27 protein-coding genes and 1 riboswitch are annotated in these 22,250 nt (G+C 73.0%); of the genes, 12 read left to right on the top strand and 15 right to left on the bottom strand.

Annotated elements, in window-relative coordinates; translation table 11 throughout:
* Both AB0K92_RS31825 and AB0K92_RS31820 read left to right on the top strand, forming a co-directional pair.
* A partial coding sequence (locus tag AB0K92_RS31825) for a septum formation family protein (protein WP_365928689.1) occupies positions 1 to 834 on the top strand: 834 nt, incomplete at its 5' end.
* Positions 835 to 847: 13 nt separating this feature from the next.
* On the top strand, positions 848 to 1,018 hold the full coding sequence (locus AB0K92_RS31820; RefSeq protein ID WP_165996125.1) for a hypothetical protein: 171 nt from the start codon (positions 848 to 850) through the stop codon (positions 1,016 to 1,018).
* Between the two features lie 19 nt (positions 1,019 to 1,037).
* Here the strand turns inward: AB0K92_RS31820 and AB0K92_RS31815 are convergent, their stop codons facing one another.
* Genes AB0K92_RS31815 through AB0K92_RS31800 form a run of 4 tightly spaced genes read right to left on the bottom strand, consistent with a single transcriptional unit; the run spans position 1,038 to position 5,078 of the window.
* On the bottom strand, positions 1,038 to 2,243 hold the full coding sequence (locus tag AB0K92_RS31815; protein WP_365928687.1) for a histidine kinase: 1,206 nt from the start codon (positions 2,241 to 2,243) through the stop codon (positions 1,038 to 1,040).
* Positions 2,240 to 3,949, bottom strand: a complete 1,710-nt coding sequence (locus AB0K92_RS31810) for a cation acetate symporter (protein WP_365928685.1) — start codon at positions 3,947 to 3,949, stop codon at positions 2,240 to 2,242. The genes AB0K92_RS31815 and AB0K92_RS31810 overlap by 4 nt, the downstream gene beginning before the upstream one ends.
* Before the next feature lie 11 nt (positions 3,950 to 3,960).
* Entirely contained in the window at positions 3,961 to 4,320 is a 360-nt protein-coding gene (locus AB0K92_RS31805) for a hypothetical protein (protein WP_365928683.1), read from the bottom strand.
* A 2-nt stretch (positions 4,321 to 4,322) separates the two neighbouring features.
* Positions 4,323 to 5,078, bottom strand: a complete 756-nt coding sequence (locus AB0K92_RS31800) for a LytTR family DNA-binding domain-containing protein (RefSeq protein WP_165996132.1) — start codon at positions 5,076 to 5,078, stop codon at positions 4,323 to 4,325.
* Positions 5,079 to 5,187: 109 nt separating this feature from the next.
* On the opposite strand from AB0K92_RS31800, the gene AB0K92_RS31795 reads away from it, so the two are divergent.
* From AB0K92_RS31795 to AB0K92_RS31780, 4 genes are all read left to right on the top strand, one after another.
* Positions 5,188 to 5,682 carry an Lrp/AsnC family transcriptional regulator gene (locus AB0K92_RS31795; protein WP_165996133.1) on the top strand — a complete coding sequence of 165 codons (495 nt, stop codon included), beginning with the start codon at positions 5,188 to 5,190 and terminating at the stop codon, positions 5,680 to 5,682.
* Positions 5,683 to 5,883: 201 nt separating this feature from the next.
* Positions 5,884 to 6,708 carry a dimethylargininase gene (ddaH, locus tag AB0K92_RS31790; RefSeq protein ID WP_365928680.1) on the top strand — a complete coding sequence of 275 codons (825 nt, stop codon included), beginning with the start codon at positions 5,884 to 5,886 and terminating at the stop codon, positions 6,706 to 6,708.
* Complete coding sequence (gene rocD / locus AB0K92_RS31785) at positions 6,705 to 7,931, top strand: ornithine--oxo-acid transaminase (RefSeq protein ID WP_365928678.1); 1,227 nt, start codon at positions 6,705 to 6,707, stop codon at positions 7,929 to 7,931. Before ddaH ends, rocD begins: the two co-directional genes overlap by 4 nt.
* Positions 7,932 to 8,003: 72 nt before the next feature.
* Entirely contained in the window at positions 8,004 to 8,723 is a 720-nt protein-coding gene (locus AB0K92_RS31780) for a lysophospholipid acyltransferase family protein (protein WP_365928676.1), read from the top strand.
* Between the two features lie 69 nt (positions 8,724 to 8,792).
* On the opposite strand, the gene AB0K92_RS31775 is transcribed toward AB0K92_RS31780, so the two are convergent.
* The 8 genes from AB0K92_RS31775 to AB0K92_RS31740 form a co-directional block, all read right to left on the bottom strand.
* Positions 8,793 to 10,412: an alpha/beta hydrolase gene (locus AB0K92_RS31775; RefSeq protein WP_365928674.1), complete on the bottom strand. Its 1,620-nt coding sequence runs from the start codon at positions 10,410 to 10,412 to the stop codon at positions 8,793 to 8,795.
* 141 nt (positions 10,413 to 10,553) lie between these two features.
* A complete protein-coding gene (locus tag AB0K92_RS31770) occupies positions 10,554 to 11,318 on the bottom strand; it encodes an urease accessory protein UreD (protein ID WP_365928672.1) in 765 nt (254 codons plus the stop codon).
* Positions 11,315 to 11,995 (bottom strand): urease accessory protein UreG, encoded by a 681-nt coding sequence (gene ureG / locus AB0K92_RS31765; RefSeq protein ID WP_365928670.1) that lies wholly within the window; start codon positions 11,993 to 11,995, stop codon positions 11,315 to 11,317. The genes AB0K92_RS31770 and ureG overlap by 4 nt, the downstream gene beginning before the upstream one ends.
* A gap of 159 nt (positions 11,996 to 12,154) precedes the next feature.
* The gene (locus tag AB0K92_RS31760) at positions 12,155 to 12,829 is read right to left on the bottom strand and encodes an urease accessory UreF family protein (RefSeq protein WP_365928668.1); all 675 of its coding nucleotides are present in this window, start codon (positions 12,827 to 12,829) and stop codon (positions 12,155 to 12,157) included.
* A 10-nt stretch (positions 12,830 to 12,839) separates the two neighbouring features.
* Positions 12,840 to 14,561 carry an urease subunit alpha gene (locus AB0K92_RS31755; protein ID WP_365928666.1) on the bottom strand — a complete coding sequence of 574 codons (1,722 nt, stop codon included), beginning with the start codon at positions 14,559 to 14,561 and terminating at the stop codon, positions 12,840 to 12,842.
* Positions 14,554 to 14,865 carry an urease subunit beta gene (locus AB0K92_RS31750; protein ID WP_365928664.1) on the bottom strand — a complete coding sequence of 104 codons (312 nt, stop codon included), beginning with the start codon at positions 14,863 to 14,865 and terminating at the stop codon, positions 14,554 to 14,556. The genes AB0K92_RS31755 and AB0K92_RS31750 overlap by 8 nt, the downstream gene beginning before the upstream one ends.
* Before the next feature lie 10 nt (positions 14,866 to 14,875).
* Positions 14,876 to 15,178: an urease subunit gamma gene (locus AB0K92_RS31745; protein WP_365928662.1), complete on the bottom strand. Its 303-nt coding sequence runs from the start codon at positions 15,176 to 15,178 to the stop codon at positions 14,876 to 14,878.
* A gap of 237 nt (positions 15,179 to 15,415) precedes the next feature.
* Positions 15,416 to 16,030 (bottom strand): TetR/AcrR family transcriptional regulator, encoded by a 615-nt coding sequence (locus AB0K92_RS31740; protein ID WP_365928660.1) that lies wholly within the window; start codon positions 16,028 to 16,030, stop codon positions 15,416 to 15,418.
* Between the two features lie 106 nt (positions 16,031 to 16,136).
* Here AB0K92_RS31740 and AB0K92_RS31735 point away from each other — a divergent pair, with 106 nt between their 5' ends.
* On the top strand, positions 16,137 to 17,108 hold the full coding sequence (locus AB0K92_RS31735) for an ABC transporter permease (RefSeq protein ID WP_365928658.1): 972 nt from the start codon (positions 16,137 to 16,139) through the stop codon (positions 17,106 to 17,108).
* 216 nt (positions 17,109 to 17,324) lie between these two features.
* Here AB0K92_RS31735 and AB0K92_RS31730 read toward each other — a convergent pair whose 3' ends face one another.
* Positions 17,325 to 17,603, bottom strand: a complete 279-nt coding sequence (locus AB0K92_RS31730; RefSeq protein ID WP_365928656.1) for a type II toxin-antitoxin system Phd/YefM family antitoxin — start codon at positions 17,601 to 17,603, stop codon at positions 17,325 to 17,327.
* 73 nt (positions 17,604 to 17,676) lie between these two features.
* Between AB0K92_RS31730 and AB0K92_RS31725 the strand changes: the two genes are divergently transcribed.
* From AB0K92_RS31725 to AB0K92_RS31715, 3 genes are all read left to right on the top strand, one after another.
* On the top strand, positions 17,677 to 18,324 hold the full coding sequence (locus tag AB0K92_RS31725; RefSeq protein WP_365928654.1) for an ATP-dependent Clp protease proteolytic subunit: 648 nt from the start codon (positions 17,677 to 17,679) through the stop codon (positions 18,322 to 18,324).
* Between the two features lie 7 nt (positions 18,325 to 18,331).
* Positions 18,332 to 18,640: a hypothetical protein gene (locus tag AB0K92_RS31720; protein ID WP_365928652.1), complete on the top strand. Its 309-nt coding sequence runs from the start codon at positions 18,332 to 18,334 to the stop codon at positions 18,638 to 18,640.
* 419 nt (positions 18,641 to 19,059) lie between these two features.
* Positions 19,060 to 19,203: riboswitch (cyclic di-AMP (ydaO/yuaA leader) on the top strand.
* A 3-nt stretch (positions 19,204 to 19,206) separates the two neighbouring features.
* Entirely contained in the window at positions 19,207 to 19,680 is a 474-nt protein-coding gene (locus AB0K92_RS31715; protein ID WP_165996168.1) for a C40 family peptidase, read from the top strand.
* A gap of 481 nt (positions 19,681 to 20,161) precedes the next feature.
* Here AB0K92_RS31715 and AB0K92_RS31710 read toward each other — a convergent pair whose 3' ends face one another.
* Positions 20,162 to 20,617, bottom strand: a complete 456-nt coding sequence (locus AB0K92_RS31710) for an ATP-binding protein (RefSeq protein ID WP_365928650.1) — start codon at positions 20,615 to 20,617, stop codon at positions 20,162 to 20,164.
* 212 nt (positions 20,618 to 20,829) lie between these two features.
* Here AB0K92_RS31710 and AB0K92_RS31705 point away from each other — a divergent pair, with 212 nt between their 5' ends.
* Both AB0K92_RS31705 and AB0K92_RS31700 read left to right on the top strand, forming a co-directional pair.
* The gene (locus AB0K92_RS31705) at positions 20,830 to 21,690 is read left to right on the top strand and encodes a helix-turn-helix transcriptional regulator (RefSeq protein WP_365928648.1); all 861 of its coding nucleotides are present in this window, start codon (positions 20,830 to 20,832) and stop codon (positions 21,688 to 21,690) included.
* A gap of 9 nt (positions 21,691 to 21,699) precedes the next feature.
* Entirely contained in the window at positions 21,700 to 21,921 is a 222-nt protein-coding gene (locus AB0K92_RS31700; RefSeq protein ID WP_365928646.1) for a DUF397 domain-containing protein, read from the top strand.
* A 43-nt stretch (positions 21,922 to 21,964) separates the two neighbouring features.
* Here AB0K92_RS31700 and AB0K92_RS31695 read toward each other — a convergent pair.
* On the bottom strand, positions 21,965 to 22,250 hold a 286-nt coding region (locus AB0K92_RS31695), incomplete at its 5' end, for an aminotransferase class I/II-fold pyridoxal phosphate-dependent enzyme (RefSeq protein ID WP_365928644.1).

Below are 22,250 nucleotides of genomic sequence, written 5' to 3'. Positions count from 1 at the left end.
GGGCGGCGCCGGCCGCTTCCCCGGGCGGCGCGGGCGGCGCTCGCGGGCGGGCTCGGTCTGGTGCTGGCGCTGGGCGGGGTCTGGTACGCGACGGTCGGCCCGTCCTCGGCCGGCGGGGCGGCGGACGCGTCGCCGTACGGGCGGGGTGTGGGGCTCGCCCGGCCGCTGCGCGACGGGGACTGTGTGCTCGCCGACTGGCCGGCCGGGCGGTTCGCCGGGACGCCCCGGCTGGCGCTCGATCCGAGCTGCCGGGACGCGGCGCCGGACGGGCAGGTGATGGGGTTCGTGCCGGCCGGGTCCGCCGCCGAGGCGCGGGAGAAGGGGCCGGGGCGCTGCGAGGAGCTGACCCGGGGGCTGCGGGAGCGGCTGGCGGATGTGCGCAGCGTCGCCGTCGTACCGACCGACGCCGGGTTCGAGGCGGCCGGGCGGCGGGCGGCGTGTCTGGTGCTGGGGGCGCACGGGCCGGTGTACGGGCCGCTCGGCGGGCACCGCGAGCCGGGGATGGTGTTCACCCACACGGCGGCCATGCAGAAGCGGGACTGTCTGGACGTCCGCTCGCCCCGTGAGGTGCGGCTGGTGCCGTGCGGGGGGCGGTACGACGAGCAGGTGCTGGGGTTCGCCCGGCTGGCGGAGGGGGTCACGCCGGCCCAGGCACGGGCCCGCTCGAACGCGGCGTGCGCGCGGGACGTGCCGCCGCGTGACTACGGATTCGACCCCTCCGTGTACGAGTCGGGGTCCTGGACCGGCCAAGGGGCCTGGAAATCGGGCACACATTTGGTCGTCTGCACCGTACGGAAGCGAAACGGGGGCACCATGGAGGGGGACGAACCATGAGGAGGGTGTTGCGATGCCCGGTTCTACGGACGGCTCGACGAAGACCATGGGGGTGCTCACCCTCGGTGGGCTCGTCGTGGTGACGGCCTACACGGTGGCGCTCGGCAGCAACGGCTGGCTGTGGTTCGGCTGGGTCGTGCTGGGTCTGATCACCCTCGGCATGGTGGCCACCCGCAGCACCTGACACCCGTACGCCCCGGCACTCACTCCTCGGCGAGACGGCCCGCCGAGTGCACGCCCGGCTGGTACTTGGGCAGCCGGGCGGTGACCTTCATGCCCGCGCCGACGGCGGTCTCGATGACGAGGCCGTGGTCGTCGCCGTAGACCTGGCGGAGCCGGTCGTCGACGTTGGACAGGCCGATCCCGCCGGACGGGCTGACCTCGCCCGCGAGGATGCGGCGCAGCAGCGCGGGGTCCATTCCGGCGCCGTCGTCCTCGATGACCACCACGGCCTCGGCGCCGGCGTCCTGCGCGGTGATGCTGATGCGGCAGGTGCCGGCCTTGCCCTCCAGGCCGTGTTTGACCGCGTTCTCCACCAGGGGCTGCAGGCACAGGTAGGGCAGGGTGACCGGCAGCACCTCGGGGGCGATCTGGAGGGTGACCGAGAGCCGGTCGCCGAACCGGGCCCGCACGAGCGCCAGGTAGTGGTCGATGGCGTGGAGTTCGTCGGCGAGGGTGGTGAAGTCGCCGTGCCGGCGGAACGAGTAGCGGGTGAAGTCGGCGAACTCCAGGAGCAGTTCGCGGGCGCGCTCGGGGTCGGTGCGCACGAACGAGGCGATCACGGCGAGCGAGTTGAAGATGAAGTGCGGGGAGATCTGGGCGCGCAGGGCCTTGATCTCGGCCTCGATGAGGCGGGTGCGGGAGCGGTCGAGGTCGGCGAGTTCGAGCTGCACGGAGACCCAGCGGGCGACCTCGGCGGCGGCGCGGACGAGGACGGCGGACTCGCGGGGCGCGCAGGCGACGAGGGCGCCGTGGACGCGGTCGTCGACGGTGAGGGGGGCGACGACGGCCCAGCGCAGGGGGCAGTCGGGCGCGTCGCAGGTGAGCGGGAAGGCCTCGCCGCGGCCGGTCTCCAGCGGCCCGGCGAGCCGTGCCATGACCTCGGCGCGGTGGTGGGCGCCGACGCCGTCCCAGGCGAGGACGCGGCTGTCGTCGGTGAGGCAGAGGGCGTCCGTGCCGAGCAGGGTGCGCAGCCGGCGGGCCGACTTGCGGGCGGTCTCCTCGGTGAGTCCGGCGCGCAGCGGGGGCGCGGCGAGCGAGGCGGTGTGCAGGGTCTGGAAGGTGGCGTGTTCGACGGGGCTGCCGAGGCCGCCGAGGTGCTGGGTGCGGGCGGTGCGCCGGCCCAGCCAGAAACCGGCGGCCAGCAGGGGCAGGACGGCCACGCACAGCCCGGCCAGGAAGCCGGTCATGTCTTGACCTCCGTGCGCAGCTGTTCGGGCAGGTGGAAGCGGGCCAGGACGGCCGCGGTCCCGGCGGGGACGCGGGCGGGGGTGGCGAGCGACACCAGGATCATGGTGAGGAAGCCGAGCGGCACCGACCACAGCGCGGGCCAGGCGAGCAGGGCGTGCAGCGGGCCGTCGGCGAAGCCGGTCATGGTGGCGGCGACGGCGGCGAACGCGGAGCCGCCGCCGACGAGCATCCCGGCGGCGGCGCCGGGCGGGGTGAGCCGCCGCCACCAGATGCCGAGGACGAGCAGCGGGCAGAACGAGGACGCGGACACGGCGAAGGCGAGCCCGACCGCGTCGGCGACGGGCAGCCCGCCGACCAGCACGCTGGCGGCGAGCGGGGCGGCCATGGCGAGCAGGGTGCCCAGCCGGAAGTGGCGTACGCCGCGGGAGGGCAGCACGTCCTGGGTGAGCACCCCGGCGACGGCCATGGCGAGGCCGGAGGCGGTGGACAGGAACGCGGCGAAGGCGCCGCCGGCGAGCAGCGCGCCGAGGAGGTCGCCGCCGACTCCGCCGATCATCCGGCCGGGCAGCAGGAGGACGGCGGCGTCGGCGTCGCCGGTGAGGGTGAGTTCGGGGGCGTAGAGGCGGCCGAGGGCGCCGTAGAGCGGGGGCAGCAGGTAGAAGGCGCCGATCAGGGCGAGGACGGCGACCGTGGTGCGGCGGGCGGCGACGCCGTGCGGGCTGGTGTAGAAGCGGACGACGACGTGCGGCAGGCCCATGGTGCCGAGGAAGGTGGCGAGGATCAGCCCGTACGTGGCGTAGAGGGGGCGTTCCTCGCGGCCCGCCGCGAGGGAGGTGGACATGGTGGTGTCGCCGTCGCGGTCGGCGGCGGGGACGGGGGTGCCGGGGGCGAAGGTGAGGTGGGTGCCCTGGTCGACGCGGTGGGTGCCGGCGGGCAGGTGGAGCTCGGTGCCGTGGTGGGCGCGGCCGTCGACGGTGCCGTCGACGGTGACCGTCAGGGGGCGTTCCAGGCGCAGGTCGAGGGTGGAGTCGACGCGGACGGAGCGCTGTTCGCGGAAGGCGGGCGGCTCGTCGAAGGCGCGGCGGGGGGCGCCGTCGGACTGCCAGGCGAGGACGAGGAAGAAGGCGGGGACGAGCAGGGCGGTCAGCTTCAGCCAGTACTGGAAGGCCTGGACGAAGGTGATGCTGCGCATGCCGCCGGCGGCGACGATGGCCACGACGACGACCGCGACGATGATCCCGCCGAGCCAGTCGGGTGCCCCGGTCAGCACGGTCAGGGTGAGTCCGGCGCCCTGGAGCTGCGGCAGCAGGTAGAGCCAGCCGACGCCGACGACGAAGGCGCTCGCGAGGCGCCGTACCGCCTGGGAGGCGAGCCGGGCCTCGGCGAAGTCGGGCAGGGTGTAGGCGCCGGAGCGGCGCAGCGGGGCGGCGACGAACAGCAGCAGGACGAGGTAGCCGGCGGCGTAGCCGACCGGGTACCAGAGCATGTCCGGGCCCTGGACGAGGACCAGGCCGGCGATGCCGAGGAAGGAGGCGGCGGAGAGGTACTCGCCGCTGATGGCGGCGGCGTTCAGGCGGGGGCCGACGGTGCGGGAGGCGACGTAGAAGTCGGAGGTGGTGCGGGAGATGCGCAGGCCGAAGGCGCCGACGAGGACGGTGGCGAGGACGACGAGGGCGACGGCGGGGACGGCGTAGTTCGAGTTCATCGCGGACGGGTTCAGCGGTCCTCGACCAGGCGGACGAAGTCGCGTTCGTTGCGTTCGGCGCGGCGGACGTACCAGTGGGCGAGCAGGACGAGCGGGACGTAGAGGCAGAAGCCGAGGACCAGCCACTGCAGGCGGCCGGCGTCGGGGGCGGTCGCGAAGACGAGCGGGAGCGGGCCGATCAGCAGGAGGAGGACGGCGCAGACGGTGAGGGCGGCGCGCAGCTGGGTGCGCATGAGGGAGCGGACGTAGGTGTGGCCGAGGGTGGTCTGCTCGTCGATCTCGGTGCGCGGGCGGTAGGGGCCGGGGGTGCGGTGGGCGCGGCGGGGCGGGCCGGTGACGGTGACGCGGCGGTCGGCGGGGCTGTTCGGCACGGTCAGGGCCTCCTCATGAGCAGGTCCCGCAGTTCCCGGGCGTGGCGGCGGCTGACCTGGAGTTCCTCGGAGCCGACCAGGACGCTGACCGTGCCCGCGTCCAGGCGCAGCTCGCCGATGTGGCGGAGGGCGACGAGGTGGCGGCGGTGGATGCGGACGAAGCCGCGGGAGCGCCAGCGTTCCTCCAGGGTGGACAGCGGGATGCGGACCAGGTGGCTGCCGCCCTGGCCGGTGTGGAGGCGGGCGTAGTCGCCCTGGGCCTCGACGTGGGTGATGTCGTCGACGGCGACGAACCGGGTCACTCCGCCCAGCTCCACGGGGATCTGGTCGGGGTCGGGTTCGTGGACGGGGATGCGGGGGGTGGCGGTGCCGCGCAGTTCGGCGGCGCGGCGCACGGCTTCGGCGAGGCGTTCCTTGCGGACGGGTTTGAGGACGTAGTCGACGGCCTTGAGGTCGAAGGCCTGGACGGCGAAGTCCTCGTGGGCCGTGACGAAGACGACCAGCGGCGGACGGGCGAAGCCGGTGAGCAGCCGGGCGAGGTCGAGCCCGTCGAGGCCGGGCATCTGGATGTCGAGGAAGACGACGTCGATGGCCTCGGGGCCGTCGGGGCCGGACTCCAGGGCGCGGTTGATCCGGCGCAGCGCCTCGGTGGCGTCTCCGGCGCCCTCGGCGCTGCCGATGCGGGGGTCGGCACGCAGGAGGTAGAGCAGCTCCTCCAGCGAGGGGCGTTCGTCGTCGACAGCCAGGGCGCGCAGCATGAACCCGGAGTGTAGGAGCAATCCGTACGCCTGCACACGGGCTGTCGCCGACCGTCCTCACGACGTCCTCACGGCGTTCCCGCTGGATACGGCTGGATACAGTGCGGCCATGAACAGCAGGCCGGCACCGTTCGACGACCTCGACCGGAAGATCGTCACCGCGCTCATGGCGAACGCGCGGACCAGTTTCGCCGAGATCGGGGCGGCGATCGGGCTGTCCGCGACGGCGGTGAAGCGCCGGGTGGACCGGCTGCGGGAGACGGGGGTGATCACCGGGTTCACGGCGACGGTGAAGCCGTCGGCGCTGGGCTGGCGTACGGAGGCGTACGTCGAGGTGTACTGCGAGGGCGCGGCTCCGCCGCGGCGGCTGGCCGAGGTGGTGCGCAACCATCCGGAGATCACCGCGGCGATGACGGTGACGGGCGGCGCGGACGCGCTGCTGCATGTGCGGGCGCGGGACGTGGAGCACTTCGAGGAGGTGCTGGAGCGGATCCGTGCGGAGCCGTTCATCCGGAAGACGATCAGTGTGATGGTGCTGTCCCATCTGATCCCGGACAGTCCGGAGGCGGGAGCGAACCAGCCCGCTCCGGATGACGGAGGGTGACGCGGGCGGCGCCGGACGACGCAGGGCGGCGCGGGGCGGCGCAAAATGATGGGAGAGGTCGCAGGAGGCGTGCGTCTGCGCTGATCACAACGCAGCGATGCTGCGTCAACGCGCAGCTTTCGTTTCTTGTCGGGCGTCCGCTCCCTTCCTACCGTTGTGTCAACCCCCAGTAGACACCGCAGGAAGCGGAGGAACCCCTCTGTGTCCCACAGCCGTGTGCCGCGCCGGCGGCGCTTTCTCGTCTGCGAACCCAGACACTTCGCCGTGCAGTACGCGATCAACCCCTGGATGCATCCCGACGTCCGGGTCGATGTCGACCTCGCGCGGGAGCAGTGGCAGAAGCTGATCGCCGCCTACCGCGCCCACGGGCATACGGTCGAGGCCGTGGAGCCGGTGCCGGGCCTGCCCGACATGGTGTTCGCGGCGAACTCGGCGTTCGTCGTCGGCGGCCGGGTCCTCGGCTCCCTCTTCCACGCCCCGGAGCGCCGTCCGGAGTCCGCGCACTACGAGACCTGGTTCAAGGCGGCGGGCTACGACGTGTACCGGCCGGAGTCGGTGTGCGAGGGCGAGGGCGACCTGGTGTGGACGGGCCGGTACGTGCTGGCCGGCACCGGGTTCCGCACCACGCGGCAGGCGCACCACGAGGCGCAGGAGTTCTTCGGGCACCCGGTGATCAGCCTGACGCTGGTGGACCCGTACTTCTACCACCTGGACACGGCGCTGTTCGTCCTCGACGACTCCGCCGGCGGCGACAACATCGCGTACTACCCGGAGGCGTTCTCGCCGGGCAGCCGTGAGGTCCTGAGGCGGCTGTATCCGGACGCGGTGCTCGCCGGCCGCGACGACGCGATGGCGTTCGGCCTGAACTCGGTGTCCGACGGCCACCATGTGTTCATCGCGCCCCGAGCCGAGGCGCTGGCCGCCCGCCTCGAGGACCACGGCTATGTCCCCGTCCCCGTCGACCTGTCGGAGTTCCACAAGGCCGGCGGCGGCATCAAGTGCTGCACTCAGGAGATCCGTTCATGACCGCACCCGCCCGCACCGCCCGTGACTCCGCCGAGCTGATCGCCGCCGAGCGGCCCGTCCTCGCGCACAACTACCACCCGCTGCCCGTGGTGGTGGCCCGTGCCGAGGGCACCTGGGTGGAGGACGTCGAGGGCCGCCGCTATCTGGACATGCTGGCCGGTTACTCGGCGCTCAACTTCGGCCACCGCCACCCGGTGCTGATCGAGGCCGCGCACCGCCAGCTGGACCGGCTGACCCTCACCTCCCGGGCCTTCCACAACGACCGGCTCGCCGAGTTCGCCGAACGGCTGACCGCGCTCACCGGGCTGGACATGGTGCTGCCGATGAACACCGGCGCGGAGGCGGTGGAGAGCGGGATCAAGGTGGCCCGCAAGTGGGCGTACGACGTCAAGGGCGTGCCCGCCGACCGGGCGACGATCGTGGTGGCGGCGGAGAACTTCCACGGCCGCACCACGACGATCGTCAGCTTCTCCACGGACGAGGTGGCGCGCAGCGGCTTCGGCCCGTTCACGCCCGGCTTCCGGGTCGTGCCGTACAACGACCTGGCGGCGCTCGAGGCGGCGGTCGACGAGACCACGGCGGCGGTGCTGATCGAGCCGGTGCAGGGCGAGGCGGGCGTGGTCGTCCCCGACGACGGCTATCTGGCCGGGGTCCGTGAGCTGACGCGCCGCGCGGGCTGTCTGTTCATCGCGGACGAGATCCAGTCCGGTCTGGGCCGCACCGGCCGCACCCTCGCCGTCGAGCACGAGGACGTCGTCCCGGACATGGTGCTGCTCGGCAAGGCGCTGGGCGGCGGGATCGTGCCGGTGTCCGCAGTGGTCGCCCGCCGCGAGGTCCTGCAGGTGCTGCATCCGGGCGAGCACGGCTCGACCTTCGGCGGCAACCCGCTCGCCGCCGCCGTCGGCACGGCCGTCGTCGGGCTGCTGGAGACCGGCGAGTTCCAGCGCCACGCCGCCGAGCTGGGCGTCGTGCTGCGGGGCGGTCTGACCGACCTGGCCGGCAAGGGCGTGATCGGCTTCCGCGCGCGCGGCCTGTGGGCGGGCGTCGACATCGACCCGGCCATCGGCACCGGACGGGAGATCAGCGAACGGCTGATGCGCGAGGGCGTCCTCGTCAAGGACACCCACGGCTCCACGATCCGCCTGGCCCCGCCGCTGACCGTCACGGGCGAGGAACTGCGCTCGGCGCTCGGGGCGTTGGAGAAGGTGCTGGCACAGGGCTGAGCCCGGGGCCTTCCCCTGGATCGCCGAGTCTTCAACGATGATGGGGAACCCCTGACAGGAGGTGCGTTCCCCTTGTTCTACCAGCTGCTCAAGCACGTACTGCTGGGACCGCTGCTGAGAGCGGTGTTCCGGCCCCGGATCGAAGGCCTGGAGCATGTCCCGGCGTCGGGTGCGGCCATCGTCGCCGGGAACCATCTGTCGTTCTCGGACCACTTCCTGATGCCGGCGGTGCTCAAGCGGCGGATCACGTTCCTGGCGAAGGCCGAGTACTTCACGGGCCCCGGCCTGAAGGGACGGCTGACCGCCGCGTTCTTCCGCAGCGCGGGACAGATCCCGGTGGACCGCTCCGGGAAGGACGCGGGGCAGGCGGCGATCCGGGAAGGGCTCGGGGTGCTGAGCCGGGACGAACTGCTCGGCATCTACCCGGAGGGCACGCGGTCGCACGACGGGCGGCTGTACAAGGGGAAGGTCGGGGTCGCGGTGATGGCGCTGAAGGCCGGCGTGCCGGTCGTGCCGTGCGCGATGATCGGCACCTTCGAGGCGCAGCCGCCCGGCCGTAAGCTGCCCCGCGTCCGTCCGGTGACGATCCGCTTCGGCGAGCCGCTGGACTTCTCGCGGTACGCCGGGATGGAGAACGAGAAGGCGATCCTGCGCGCCGTCACCGACGAGATCATGTACGCGATCCTGGCGCTGTCCGGGCAGGAGTACGTCGACCGGTACGCGGCCGACGTGAAGGCGCAGGAGGCCGCCGAGGCGAAGGAGCGCAGGTCACGGCGGATGCCGCTGAGCTGAGCGCGCACACGGGAGGGGCGGCCGGTGTCACCACCGGCCGCCCCTTCACGTCGTATCGACGTTCGCCGCTTACGGCTTCGGCGTGGCGTGCGGCTCGCAGGTCACGTCCTCGGCGTCCAGCTCGCCGGTGAGCAGGTAGGCGTCCACCCGCTGGTTGACGCAGGGGTTGACCAGTCCGGTCACGCCGTGGGAGCCGGCGTCCTTCTCGGTGATCAGGCGGGAGCCCTTGAAGCGCTGGTGCAGTTCGAGGGCACCGCCGTACGGGGTGGCCGCGTCGCGCTCTGCCTGGACGATGAGCACCGGCGGCAGGCCCTTGCGGGTCTTCACGTCCACCGGGGTGTGCTGCTTGGCCGGCCAGGTGGCGCAGGGCAGGTTCATCCAGGCGTTGGACCAGGTGAGGAAGGGGTGATCGCGGTGCAGCCGGGTGTTGTCCCGGTCCCAGCGCTCCCAGCTGGTGGGCCACTTGGCGTCGGCGCACTCGACGGCGCTGTACACGGCGTTGCCGTTCTCGGCGGCGGCGTTGCCCGCGGTGTCGGACAGGTCCGGGGCGGCGGCGTCGACGAGGGCTTGGTGGTCACCGGCGACGTACTCGCTGAACACGGTCGCCACCGAGACCCACGCGGAGTCGTAGTACGGGGCGCTCTGGAAGAAGCCCATCAGCTCGGCCGGGCCGACGACTCCGCCGATGGGCGCCTTCTTGGCGTCGGCGCGCAGCTGGGACCACTTGGCCTGGACCTCGGCGCGGGTGGTGCCGAGGTGGAAGGCGGCGTCGTTCTTCGCGACCCAGTCCTGCCAGTCCCGCCAGCGCGTCTCGAACGCGACGTCCTGGTCCAGGTTGGCCTGGTACCAGATCTTCTCGCGGGAGGGGTTGACCACGCTGTCGGTGATCATGCGGCGGACGTGGCCGGGGAAGAGGGTGCCGTAGACGGCGCCGAGGTAGGTGCCGTAGGAGACGCCGAGGAAGTTGAGCTTCTTCTCGCCGAGCGCGGCGCGGATGACGTCGAGGTCGCGCGCGGTGTTCGGGGTCGTCATGTGCGGCAGCATCTCGCCGCTGCGCTCCTGGCAGCCCTCGGCGTACTCGCGGGCCAGCTTGCGCTGGGCCAGCTTGTCGGCCTCCGAGTCGGGCACCGGGTCCAGCTTGGGCGCCGCGACGAACTCCTGCGGGTCGACGCAGGAGATGGGCGTGGACTTGCCGACGCCGCGCGGGTCGAAGCCGACGAAGTCGTAGGCCTTGGCCACGTTCTGCCACACCGGGGCCTTGGTGGTGACCCGGCGCGGGAAGCGCAGACCGGAGCCGCCGGGGCCGCCCGGGTTGTAGACGAGGGCGCCCTGCCGCTCGGCCTGGGTGCCGGTGTTGCCGACGCGGTCGACGGCGAGCTTGATCTGCTTGCCGTACGGCTTGGCGTAGTCGAGGGGCACGGTGACCCAGCCGCACTGGATGGGCTTCTCCAGCCCCCAGTCAGCCGGGCAGTCCTGCCAGTCGATCCCCCGGTGCGCGGCGCGGGCCGCGGCGATCGCGACGCCCCGGGCCTCCCGGTCCCCACCGTGGCGGGACTCGGTGGCGGTCGTGGCGCCCGCGTCCGCGTTCGCCGTCGGTGCCGCGACCGCCCCGGCTATCAGGGTCGCCGCGACGAGCACCCCGGCCGAACCGAGCGTCGCCGTCCGCCTCTTCGGTCTGTTGTCCCTCAAGTGGGGCCTCCCCCTGCGTGGTTCGCTGGACAAGGGGAGATCCTGGCCTCTGCCGGGCCACGGGGAACAGGGGTGGCCGGGCTTCTTTGCCAATCCGATAACCGGATAAGCGGATCCCGCTGAGCGGCCGTGAGGCCGTCGTCACCCGAGGTCCGCGCGTGCCGCCTCCAGCAGCCGGCGCAGCCGCAGCGCGTCCGGGGCGACCGCGGTGACCAGGGCGGCGGGACCGGCGAGCGGCATCAGGGCGGCACCCTCGCCGAGCAGTCGGGCCGGCACCGGCCGCGCCGCGAACTCGGGCCGCACGACCACCAGTTGCCCCACCGCGCGGTGCCCGCCGAGCCCGGCCGGGCCGTCCCAGCCGCCGGGCGCGCCGGGGCCGCAGGCCAGCTCCTGGTCGAGCACGGTACGCCCGGCCACCCGCAGGGTCAGACGGCTGGTCAGCCGCCCCGGCGTCTCCCCCACCCGCCCGAGCACCTGCTCCTCGCGCAGCACCAGCCGCCCCGCCGCCCCCAGCTCGGCGCGGGTCCGCACGGTCAGGTCGCTGCCGGCGGCGCTGATCAACTGCTCCGGCAGCCAGTGCAGTTCCCCGCCGTCGGCCACGGTGAGCCGTACGTCGTAGCGGGCCCCGCCCCCGGTCTGACCCGGCAGCGCGAGGGTGGCGGCGGCGGAACCCACCCGCAGCCGGGCGCCCTCCGCCACCTGCGCCTCCACCGTGAGGTGGTCGCCGCCCAGCGGTCCGCTCATCGCGCCCACGAGCACGACCCGCGCCTCGCCGGCCCCCGCCCGGGTCCGCCGCGGCGCCAGCGGCCCCTCCCCCGCGAGCACCGGCAGCGCCGTACCGCCCCGGCCGTCGCCGGTGGCGTGGATCCGCGCGGTGGCCCGCACGCCGGCCGTGGCCGTCCTCACGCGGCCCACGCGGCGAGCCGCTCCCGCACCCAGCGGGCGACGTCCGCGACACCGCGCTCGCCGCGCAGCGACTGGAAGACGACCGGCAGGTCACCGCGCTGCGCCTCGGCGTCCGCCGCCATCCGGGCGAGGTCGGAGCCGACGTACGGCGCGAGGTCGGTCTTGTTGACCACCAGCAGGTCCGCGGTGCTGACGCCGGGTCCGCCCTTGCGCGGGATGTCGTCGCCGCCCGCCACGTCGATCACGAAGATCTGCGCGTCCACGAGCCCCCTGGAGAAGGTCGCCGTGAGGTTGTCCCCGCCCGACTCCACGAGGATCAGATCCAGCGGCCCGACCTCGTCCTCCAGGTCCTCCACCGCCTCCAGGTTCGCCGAGATGTCGTCCCGGATCGCGGTGTGCGGGCAGGCGCCGGTCTCCACTGCGGTGATCCGCTCCGGCGGCAGCACGGCCTCCCGCAGCAGGAACTCGGCGTCCTCGCGGGTGTAGATGTCGTTCGTCACGACGGCGAGCGACATCTCCTCGCGCAGCGCCCGGCACAGCGCGGCCACGGTCGCGGTCTTCCCGGACCCGACGGGCCCGCCGAGCCCGACCCGAAGGGCCCGTCGACGCCCGTCGGGCCGCCGCGCGTCGGCACTGACGGCGGCGGGGCCGTGGGGGTGGGAGTGATCGAGATGCATGAGAGCGATTCCTTCTGTGGTTGAGGGTCCTCGGGTTCGACAACCAGCCCGTCCGGCGTTGGAGGACGAGGCCGTTCAGGCCGACAGGGGGGTCTGGGGGCAGAGCCCCCCAGGGTCACCCCAGGGTCGGGACGGGAAGGGGCGGCGGGGGCGAAACCCCTAGGAGGCGAACAACCGCACGGCCCACCCCGCATGCGCCTCGGCCCCCACCTCCAGCAACACCCCGGACGCCGCGGGCAACGCGTCGACTCCCTCCACGCCCACCGCCCGCGCCGCCGCGACCGCCCGCTCCACGACGAGATCCAGCTCCGGCGCCAGCCGCGCCAGCACCCCCGTCCCGTCGAACGGATCGAGACTCAGCAGCCGCACCGCCGCACTCACCGGCCCACCGACACTCTCGTACGCCGCGCAGTACGCCGCGTCGGCCGCCGACAGCCCCGCCGCCCGCGCCGTCACCCCGAGCACGACGGGCTGGTGCGCGCCCTTCGGGAAGGCCCGTGCCAGGGCGTCGAGTTCGTCCGACGGCCACGTCGCCCGCGCCGCCCGCGTCAACTGCCGCCCCAGTCGGCGCGCGACCGCCCGCAACGCCGGCGAGGGGGTCCGCGCGTCGGCGGCGCCGTCCAGTTCCAGCGGGTCGTGCCCCAGCGCCGCGGCGGCCGCCAGTCCCGCCGCCACCAGCCCCGCCGTGTGCAGCCGCCCCCGGCAGAACTCCTCCAGGCTCTCCGCTCCCGTGATCCGCCCGGCCTTGACCGCGGCCTCCGCCCCGCCGGAGTGGGCGTGCCCTCCGGCGGGAAAGCGGCCGTCGGCCAGGACGAGCAGTGCCGCGCGTCCCATCAGCACCCCATCAGAAGAGGAAGTAACGCTGGGCCATGGGCAGTTCGGCGGCCGGTGTGGCCTCGACCAGCTCCCCGTCGATGTACACGGCGAAGCTGTCGGGGTCGATCCGTACGTCGGGCAGCGCGTCGTTCTCGCGCAGGTCGGCCTTGGTCACCGCGCGCGTCGACTCGATGGCGACGAACCGCTTGCCGAGCCCCAGCCGCTCCGGCAGCCCGTCCTCGACGGCGAGCGGGGCCACGAAGTTGAACGAGTTGGCGGCGGGCGCCCGCCCCATCGCGCCGTACATCGGACGCGGCAGGATGGGCTGCGGGGTGGGGATGGAGGCGTTGGCGTCGCCCATCTGCGCGTACGCGATCTGCCCGCCCTTGAGGACGAGGAGCGGCTTCACACCGAAGAACGCCGGTTCCCACAGCACCAGGTCGGCGAGCTTGCCGCTCTCCACGGACCCGATCTCGCGGGCGAGTCCCTGGGCGAGTGCCGGGTTGATCGTGTACTTGGCGACATAGCGGCGCACCCGGCGGTTGTCCGCGCGCCCGTCGCCGGGCAGGGCGCCGCGCCGCCGCTTCATCACGTGCGCGGTCTGCCAGGTGCGCAGGATCACCTCCCCGATCCGGCCCATGGCCTGGGAGTCGGAGGAGATGATCGAGATGGCGCCGAGGTCGTGCAGGATGTCCTCCGCCCCGATGGTGGACGGCCGGATCCGGGACTCGGCGAACGCCAGGTCCTCCGGGACCGCCGGGTTGAGGTGGTGGCACACCATCAGCATGTCGAGGTGTTCCTCGGTGGTGTTGACGGTGAAGGGCCGCGTCGGATTGGTGGAACTGGGCAGCACGTGCGGCTGGGAGACGACGGTCATGATGTCCGGGGCGTGGCCGCCGCCCGCGCCCTCGGTGTGGTACGAGTGGATGCCGCGTCCGGCGATCGCCGCGAGGGTGTCGCCCACGAATCCGGCCTCGTTGAGGGTGTCCGTGTGGATGGCGACCTGGATGCCGGTCCGGTCGGCGACGGTCAGCGCGGCGTCGATGACGGCCGGGGTGGAGCCCCAGTCCTCGTGCAGCTTCAGTCCGAGGGCGCCGCCGCGGATCTGGGAGAGCATGGCCTCGTGGGAGACGGTGTTGCCCTTGCCGAGGAAGCCGATGTTGAGCGGGTACTGCTCCATCGCCTCGAACATCCGGGCGAGGTGCCAGGGGCCGGGGGTGACGGTGGTGGCCTTGGAGCCCTCGGCGGGCCCGGTGCCGCCGCCGACCAGGGTGGTCACGCCGGAGGCCAGGGCCTCGTCGGCGATCTGCGGGCAGATGAAGTGGACGTGCGCGTCGACGGCACCGGCGGTGACGATCCGTCCGTTGCCCGCGATGATCTCGGTCTCCGGGCCGATGACCAGCTCGGGGTGGACCCCGTCCATGGTGTCGGGGTTGCCCGCCTTGCCGATGCCGGTGATCCGGCCGTCGCGGATGCCGATGTCGGCCTTGACGATGCCCCAGTGGTCCACGATCACGGCACCGGTGACGACGGTGTCCGGGGTTCCCTCGGCCCGGGTGGCCCGGGCCTGGCCCATGGACTCGCGGATGACCTTGCCGCCGCCGAACACCGCCTCGTCGCCGGAGTGTCCGGAACCGCCGGAGCGGTCCTCCTCGATCTCGATCAGCAGATCGGTGTCGGCGAGCCGGATCCGGTCGCCGGTGGTGGGGCCGAACAGATCGGCGTACGCGGCGCGCGAGATCTCAGGCATCGAGGGCACCTCCGGTCTCCCCGCGCAGCCCCGGCACGATCCGGGCACCGGTGAGCGGGACGAGTTCGACGTCGACGGGGATGCCGGGCTCGAACCGCACGGCGGTGCCGGCAGCGACGTTGAGCCGCTTGCCGCGCGCGGCGGCACGGTCGAACTCCAGGCCGGGGTTGGCCTCGGCGAAGTGGTAGTGGGAACCGACCTGGACGGGCCGGTCGGCGGCGTTGAGGACGGTCAGCCGGGTGACCTCGCGGCCCTCGTTGTACACGACCGGGCCGTCGGCGAAGAGGACCTCTCCGGGAATCATCGAGGTCCCTTCAGACGATCGGGTCGTGGACGGTGACGAGCTTGGTGCCGTCCGGGAAGGTCGCCTCGACCTGCACGTCGTGGATCATCTCGGGCACGCCCTCCATGACGTCGTCCCGGGTGAGCAACGTGCGCCCGGAGGCCATGAGTTCGGCGACGGTACGGCCGTCCCGCGCCCCTTCGAGGATGTGCGAGGTGATGAGGGCGACCGCCTCGGGATGGTTCAGCCGCAGGCCGCGGGCGCGCCGCTTCCCGGCGACGTCGGCCGCCACATGGATCAGCAGCCTTTCCTGTTCGTGCGGGGTCAGTTGCACGTCCCACCTCACATCCTCGCTCCGGGCCGTGCGGGGCCCGGTTGCCGTCGCCACCGCGACAGGGGGGTAGATGTAACACACAGACAGAAGGCGCGAATCGGCGCGATCGGGAAAGAAAAACCCCTGGTGGCGTGGAGGGGCAGGCTAGTTCGCCGGAGTTTCAACGACGTTAACCGGACCTTGGTCACCTCATGACCCGGCGCTGGTCTCCCCCATACGCATCAGCGCCCCTGCTCATCAGCGCCCCATGCTCATCAGCGCCCGCAGCCCGTTGCGGAGCACCTCGACGGGCACCGGCCCGAACAGCGACTGCTGGACGATGAACCCCTGCACGGTGGAGATCATCGTGCGGGCGACGTCGTCCGCGGGCACGTCGGCCCGCATCATCCCGCTCTCCTGATAGGCCTCGACGACCTTGGTCCAGGCGGCGCGCACCGCGGCGTAACCCTCGTCGAGCACCGCCGCCAGCCGCTCGTTGCGCACGGTCTCCGTCCAGACCTGCACGACCAGCCGCGCGAAGGCCGGCTCGCCGTCGGCCGTGACGTAGGCGCGGGACTCCAGGGTGCGGCCGAGGACGGAGGCGACCAGCTCGTCCGGGGGCGGCGGCGGGCTCTGCCGGGCGGCCTCCTCGAAGGCGGTACGGACCTCCCCCATCACCTCGGCGACGATCGCGCCGATCAGCTCGTCCTTGCCGCTGAAGTAGCGGTAGACGGCCCCCGCGGACAGGTCGGCCTCCTTCAGCACGTCCTGCATCGAGGTGGCGTGGAAGCCGTTGCGGGCGAAGCAGAGCGCGGCGCCGTCGAGGATCTGGCGGCGGCGGGCGTCGAGGTGTTCCTGGGATACGCGGGCCATGGTCCACAACCTAAAACGAACGTTCATTCTTGACAAGGCGCCGCCCTGGCGCGACGGTGAGAGAGAAGAAAAACGAACGATCCTTCTCTTTGACCGGGGAGCACCCATGTCCGCCACCCGCAGGCCCCTCGCGGTCGCCCTCCTCGTGCCGCTGCTGGCCGCGCTCGCCCTGTGGGCCTTCGCCTGGCCCGCCGCCCGCACGGCGCCGCGCGACCTGCCCCTGGGCGTCGCCGGCCCGGCCGCCGCGGCCGCCCAGGCCGAACAGCGCCTGTCGCGGCACGAGGGAGCCTTCGAGATCCACCGTTACGCCGACGAGGCCGCCGCCCGCGACGCCATCGAGGAGCGCACGGTCCACGGCGCGCTCGTCGTCACCGAGCAAGGCCCCCGGCTGCTCACCGCCTCCGCGGCGAGCCCGATGGTGGCCCAGCTGCTGCGGGAGGCGGTGGCCGGGGACAGCGAGGTGCCGGTGACCGACGTGGTGGCCGCTCCCGAGGGCGACCCGCGCGGCGCGGCGTTCGGCGCGAGCCTGCTGCCGCTCACCCTGGCCGGGATCGCGGCCGGTTCCGCGGTGACCCTGCTCGGACTGCGGGGGGTGCGCGCGGTGGCCGCACTCGTCGCCGCCTCGGCCCTCGTCGGCGTCACCGCGGCCGCGATCACGCACAGCTGGCTGGGGGTCCTCACCGGCGACTGGTGGGCGGAGGCCGGGGCGCTCGGCCTGACCTCGCTGGCGGTCGCGGGCGCGGTCGCCGGGCTCGCCGCCCTTCTGGGCAACGCCGGGATCGCCCTGGGCGCCGCCGTGATGATGCTGCTCGGCAACCCGTTCTCCGGCGCCTCCTCGGCGCCGCGGCTGCTGCCGGAGCCGGCCGGGGCGATCGGCCAGTGGCTGCCGCCGGGCGCCGGGGCGTCCCTGCTGCGCTCGGTGTCGTACTTCGACGGCGCGGCGGCGACCGGCCCCGCCCTCACCCTGACCTGGTGGGCACTGCTGGGCCTCGGGGCGGTGCTGCTCGGGCCGGCGCTGAGGTCCCGTACGACGGGAGCCGCACCGGCGCCCGAACGGGAACCCGCCCTCACCGGCTGATCAGCGCTCCCGAGCCCTCACCGGCTGAGCACCGGCAGCGACCCACCGGGCCTCCGCCGACAGCACGCACCGGCGCCGTCCATCGACCGCGCACCGGCCGACCGGGCCGGCGACGACCGACCGTGCGTCCCCGCAGTAGCGGACGGGGGCGCACGGTCTTCGCGTCTTCCCCGCCGCACCACCGCTCGGCAGCTCCGGCGCTCGACCGCTCGGCCGCTACGAGGGATTCGGCCCCCGGTGTTCCGCCGCGATGCCGAACCGCTGCCGTTCGCCCGGAGCGGACGCGACCTCGCGGACCCGGGAGACGGAGCTGATCACCTGCTCCTCCCCCGCCTCCGGCGCCTCCTCGAGTCGCCGCAGGTCAGCGGCGGAGACAAGGGCGACGAGGGGCTTGCCGTGACGGGTCACGACGACGCGCTCACCGCCGTAGACCACGCGGTTGATCATGTCGGCGAGCTCAGCCCTGGCTTGCGTCACCGGAATCTCGTAGGCCATGGTCTCCACATTACGTCATGTACGTCCTGTACATTTTTTACAGAGACAGCTCCGCCGCGAGGAGGCGTCCGCCATGACCCGAGAGCCCGTCCCGCCGTCCGCCCGTCAGGTCCTGCCCGAGTTCACCGAACGCACGGGCTTCGGCCACCGCACCATGGATCCGTACACGAAGCTGCTGGAGGAGCGGATCGTCTTCCTGGGCACACCCGTCGACGACACGTCGGTGAACGACGTGATGGCCCAGTTCATGCATCTGGAGTACCAGGCGCCGGACCGCGACATCTCGCTGTACATCAACTCCCCCGGCGGCTCGTTCACCGCCATGTCGGCGCTCTACGACACGATCCGGTACGTGAGCTGCGACGTGGAGACGGTCTGCCTCGGCCAGGCCGGCGCCTGCGCCGCGGTGCTGCTCGCCGCTGGGACACCGGGCAAGCGATACGCCCTGCCCGGCGCCCGGATGGTGCTCCGTCAGCCGGCGCTGCCCGAGCCGGTGCGGGGGCAGGCCGGTGATCTCGCGATCCAGGCGGAGGAGTTGGCCCGCGTCCGGTCCCGCCTGGAGGAGATGCTGGTACGGCACACCGGGCGCAGCCGGGAGCGGGTGAGCGCCGATCTCGAGCGGGACACGGTCCTCACCGCCCGCGAGGCGCTGGAGTACGGCCTGATCGACCGCGTCGTCACCGGCCGCAAGGCGCCGGGCGGCGTGTCCGGCAGGAGGTGAGCCGCCGATGCTGCCGCCCGAACTGCCGCCGCTGCCCGCGCTGACCCGCGCCGAGGGTGAGCTGATCGACCGTTACCTGGAGGTGGTGGACCTGCTCGGCCGGATCAACCCCGGCCGCCACGGTCACACGTACGGCGGACTGCGGGCCGCGCAGGCGCTGGTGAGCAAGGCCGTCGCCCTGCGCGACGCGCTGGCGCTGATGCACCGGCGGGGCGAGACGGAGTTGCACGCGCCGACGCTCGCGCGGGCGCTGCGCGTGCTCGACGGTGAACGCCGCGCGGCGCGCGTCACCCTTCCGCCGCGCTCCGACAGTTGACGGTGCGGCACGCGTGAGCGAGGCTCGCCGCACGGATGGCGCGGTGTGCGCCGACCGGGGCGAAACGGACTGAACGGATTACCCACGTTCGGCGTATCCACCCCTCCTTTTTCGAGCTGGCTCCGGTTGCGCCGAAGACGGCCTCCAGGGGCGGAATTGAGGATTCCGTCGCTGGTCCGGGGGGCTGTCGCGGTCTTGACTTCCGACCGCTCGACAGGGTGTCCACCCGAACGGGTGAGTGGTGAGGAAGACCACAAATCCCCGGTTCCGTTGGGATTTTCGGACATGTGTGAGTCAAGATCCCTGTCTGACGACAAGCCCCCGCCACCGCGGCGGGGCGGTCCGGGCGGACGCCGAGTCCTGCCGCCGCCTGGATGACCGGTCGACAGGAGTGGATCGGCAGGAGTGGAGGACCCAAGCACGACGGGTCGCCGGCACGGCCGGCTCCGTGAGGAGTCGCCGGACCGAGCAGCCCTTGGGGTGAAGCCGCGGCAACGCGGCCGGGCTACTTCGCCAGCCCGAATCCGACAGGTCATCCTTCACAGGCGGCTGACGAAGGGTTGCGCATGAACGCGCTCAATCGTGTCCCGTCGCTCATGGCCCGGGCCGGTACGGCCTCGGCCCTCACCCTGGCCGCGGTGGGCGGCACCGTGATAGCCCCTGGCTTCGCCCCGGAGGCCGCGGCCGCCACGCCGGCGTCGAAGGCGCTTCAGGTCGCCGCCTCGAAGAAGGGCTCCCCGTACAAGTGGGGCGCCACGGGGCCGAAGCGATTCGACTGCTCGGGACTCACGCTCTACTCGTACAAGAAGGCGGGCAAGACCCTGCCGCGCACGGCCGCGCAGCAGTACAACAAGACGCGCCACATCTCCGCGAAGAGCCGCAAGGCCGGAGACCTGGTGTTCTTCCACTCGGGGTCCAACGTGTACCACGTGGGCATTTACGCCGGAAAGGGGAAGATCTGGCACGCCCCCAAGACCGGGGACGTCGTGCGGCTGCAGAAGATCTGGACGAAGAGCGTCTGGTACGGCCGGGTCAAGTGACCCCTGCGGGCGCGGTGACGGCACCCCTGACCCGCCGTCGCCACGCCCGGTCATGCCCATGAGCGACCACGCCGGGCCCGCTGCGCACCCGCGCACGGGCCCGGCCTGCTTGTGGGGGCAGCCTGCGGCGCGGACTGCGGCGCGGCGTTCGGGGTCCGCCCAGAGGCACAGGGAGAGGCCTGGGCGGAGCGCAGGCCGCTGCGGCGTCCGATGGGCCCCATGCCGGGGAACGGGGGCGGGAGGCCGACGCGGGCGGGGACGGGGGGCCGCGGGCCGCGGGGGCCGGTCCAGGCTGTGAGCGAGCGGCGGGCAGGGCGGCGGCGGCCGGGAGGGACGAGCGGCGGAGGAGGGGCGCGAGTCTCAAGGGCCGGAGGGGCCTGGACGGGCCGCGGGCGGGAGGGGCGAGGGCGGGACGCGCGGGCGGCGTCCGGACGGCAGCGGGCCGGGAGGGCGGCGGGGGCCGCGGGAGGACGAGGGACCGTCAGGGGTTGCGCTTGGCTGCCGTGACGGGGTGGGCCGGGACGGTCCAGGGCAGTTCGATGGCGACCGTCTTGCCGCCCTCGCGGGTGGGGCGCACTCTCAGACGGCCGCCGCACTCGGCGGTGAGGCAGCGGATGATCACCATGCCGCGGCCGTTGTCCTGCTGCACGGCTGCCGGCAGGCGCTTGGGGAATCTGGGGTGACTGTCCGTCACGCCGATGCGGAGGTGTTCGTCCCGGTCCAGTGCCAGGTCCACCGTGAAGGTGGGTGACAGCCCGAAGGTGTGCTGTACGGCGTTGGTGGCGAGCTCCGAGACGATGAGCCGGATCGTGTCGGCCACCTCCGTGTCGGACGGCAGACCCCACTCCGCCAGGATGCCGGCCACGTAGGCACGAGCCGCGGAGACCGAAGCGGGATCGCTCGGCAGAGTGACGGATGCTTCCAGGTGGTCTGCCATGGCGCTGTCGTCCCTTTCCCACGGGACCGCGGACCGACACGAAGGCCAAGGTTCGAGTACGGTCCCGGACTGGTGCTTCGTCGCCAGACTGCCACTTTCGGGGCGATCCCGGTGGCGATCCACCAGGATCTGCATATATCTGTCGCTCGATGCGGTGAACTCTGCGACGACAGACCGTATTTGGGCGGCTCGGGTGGAGTAAGGAGGAGCCCATGCAGCACGGTCCCGCGGTACGCCGCCGGAAACTGGGCGCCGAACTGCGTGCGCTGCGCACGGGTGCGGGCCTGACGAGTGGTGAGGCGGCGCGGCTGGTGGGCTGGCACCAGTCCAAGGTGAGCCGGATCGAGACGGGCGCGAGCGGGGTGAGACCGGCCGATGTGCGGTTACTGCTGGACGCCTACGGGGTGAGCGATCCCCAGCTGCGCGAGTTGCTGCTGGTGCTGGCCGGGTCCGGCGGCGGACAGGGCCGGGACCACTGGTGGCACGCCTACCGGGGGGTGCTGCCGCCCACCTACCGGGACTTCATCAGCCTGGAGTCGCAGGCGAGCGACATGCGCACCCTGGAGACCTCGGTGGTGCCGGGGCTGCTGCAGACGCCCGAGTACGCCCGCGCGGTGACCCGGGCGGCCGTGGAGGGCCTGGACGAGGACCGGCTGGACACGCTGGTGGAGGTGCGGCTGGCCCGGCAGGACGTCCTGCGCTCCCAGCCGCCGCTGACGCTCAGCGCCGTACTGGACGAGGCGGTGCTGCGGCGCGAGGTCGGCGGCCCGGACGTCATGGCCGAGCAGCTGCGCCGGCTGCTGGAGGCGGCGCGGTTGCCGCAGGTGAGACTCCAGGTGCTGCCCTTCGCCGCGGGCGCGCACATCGGCCTCACCGGGCCTTTCGTTATCTTTTCATTTTCGAACACTTCTGATCTGGATGTGGTTGTTCTCGACCACTTGACGAGTAGCCTCTACCTCGAACGGAAAGAAGACGTTGGGGCCTACACCGAGGCCTTCGATGCGCTTCGGAGGAACGCCCTGTCACCCGAGGAAACGTTGGAATACATCGCCGGGATAGCTGACGGCGCGTAAGGAGGCACCATGACCGTTCTGCCTCGGAACGTACCTTCCACCACCCACCTGTCCGATGTGCGCTGGCTGCGCAGCAGCTACAGCACAGGAGCGAACAACTGCGTGGAGACGGCCAGCCCCCGCTCGGGCGCCTGGGCCGGACTGCTCGCCGTACGCGACTCCAAGGACCCGGCCGGGCCCGCGCTGGTCTTCTCCCCCGAGACCTGGGCGCACTTCACGGCCACCGTCTGACCGACCCGTCCACCAGAGGCGACGCACGGCCGTGGACGCCGACTCATGGCCGCGTTTCGCCGATCACCCGTACAGCGCGTTCGATCTGTTCCCCGGAGAGGTCCGCGCGGGCGGTCAGCCGCAGCCGGGAGATGCCGTCGGGCACGGAAGGAGGCCGGAAGCAGCCCACGGCCAGTCCGGCGGTCCGGCAGTCGGCCGCCCAGCGCACGGCGCTCTCCGGGGACGGAGCGCGCACCGAGACCACCGCCGCGTCCGGCCGCACCGCCTCGTGGCCCGCGGCCGTCAGCCGGGCGTGCAGTTCGCCCGCCACCGCGCGCGCCCGCTCCGCC

This window comes from Streptomyces sp. NPDC052687, assembly GCF_040678395.1.
GTDB lineage: Bacteria > Actinomycetota > Actinomycetes > Streptomycetales > Streptomycetaceae > Streptomyces.
The sequence above is the reverse complement of the archived record's forward strand: the minus strand, read 5'-3'. Positions and strand labels throughout refer to the sequence as shown.

What these genes read in the sequence shown, in the direction of transcription:
- AB0K92_RS31820 (WP_165996125.1), top strand. Translation starts at nt 848, where the DNA reads ATGCCCGGTTCTACGGACGGCTCGACGAAGACCATGGGGGTGCTCACC.
- AB0K92_RS31815 (WP_365928687.1), bottom strand. Translation starts at nt 2,243, where the DNA reads ATGACCGGCTTCCTGGCCGGGCTGTGCGTGGCCGTCCTGCCCCTGCTG.
- AB0K92_RS31810 (WP_365928685.1), bottom strand. Translation starts at nt 3,949, where the DNA reads ATGAACTCGAACTACGCCGTCCCCGCCGTCGCCCTCGTCGTCCTCGCC.
- AB0K92_RS31800 (WP_165996132.1), bottom strand. Translation starts at nt 5,078, where the DNA reads ATGCTGCGCGCCCTGGCTGTCGACGACGAACGCCCCTCGCTGGAGGAG.
- AB0K92_RS31795 (WP_165996133.1), top strand. Translation starts at nt 5,188, where the DNA reads ATGAACAGCAGGCCGGCACCGTTCGACGACCTCGACCGGAAGATCGTC.
- rocD (WP_365928678.1), top strand. Translation starts at nt 6,705, where the DNA reads ATGACCGCACCCGCCCGCACCGCCCGTGACTCCGCCGAGCTGATCGCC.
- ureG (WP_365928670.1), bottom strand. Translation starts at nt 11,995, where the DNA reads ATGCATCTCGATCACTCCCACCCCCACGGCCCCGCCGCCGTCAGTGCC.
- AB0K92_RS31760 (WP_365928668.1), bottom strand. Translation starts at nt 12,829, where the DNA reads ATGGGACGCGCGGCACTGCTCGTCCTGGCCGACGGCCGCTTTCCCGCC.
- AB0K92_RS31755 (WP_365928666.1), bottom strand. Translation starts at nt 14,561, where the DNA reads ATGCCTGAGATCTCGCGCGCCGCGTACGCCGATCTGTTCGGCCCCACC.
- AB0K92_RS31750 (WP_365928664.1), bottom strand. Translation starts at nt 14,865, where the DNA reads ATGATTCCCGGAGAGGTCCTCTTCGCCGACGGCCCGGTCGTGTACAAC.
- AB0K92_RS31740 (WP_365928660.1), bottom strand. Translation starts at nt 16,030, where the DNA reads ATGGCCCGCGTATCCCAGGAACACCTCGACGCCCGCCGCCGCCAGATC.
- AB0K92_RS31735 (WP_365928658.1), top strand. Translation starts at nt 16,137, where the DNA reads ATGTCCGCCACCCGCAGGCCCCTCGCGGTCGCCCTCCTCGTGCCGCTG.
- AB0K92_RS31730 (WP_365928656.1), bottom strand. Translation starts at nt 17,603, where the DNA reads ATGGCCTACGAGATTCCGGTGACGCAAGCCAGGGCTGAGCTCGCCGAC.
- AB0K92_RS31725 (WP_365928654.1), top strand. Translation starts at nt 17,677, where the DNA reads ATGACCCGAGAGCCCGTCCCGCCGTCCGCCCGTCAGGTCCTGCCCGAG.
- AB0K92_RS31720 (WP_365928652.1), top strand. Translation starts at nt 18,332, where the DNA reads ATGCTGCCGCCCGAACTGCCGCCGCTGCCCGCGCTGACCCGCGCCGAG.
- AB0K92_RS31715 (WP_165996168.1), top strand. Translation starts at nt 19,207, where the DNA reads ATGAACGCGCTCAATCGTGTCCCGTCGCTCATGGCCCGGGCCGGTACG.
- AB0K92_RS31710 (WP_365928650.1), bottom strand. Translation starts at nt 20,617, where the DNA reads ATGGCAGACCACCTGGAAGCATCCGTCACTCTGCCGAGCGATCCCGCT.
- AB0K92_RS31705 (WP_365928648.1), top strand. Translation starts at nt 20,830, where the DNA reads ATGCAGCACGGTCCCGCGGTACGCCGCCGGAAACTGGGCGCCGAACTG.
- AB0K92_RS31700 (WP_365928646.1), top strand. Translation starts at nt 21,700, where the DNA reads ATGACCGTTCTGCCTCGGAACGTACCTTCCACCACCCACCTGTCCGAT.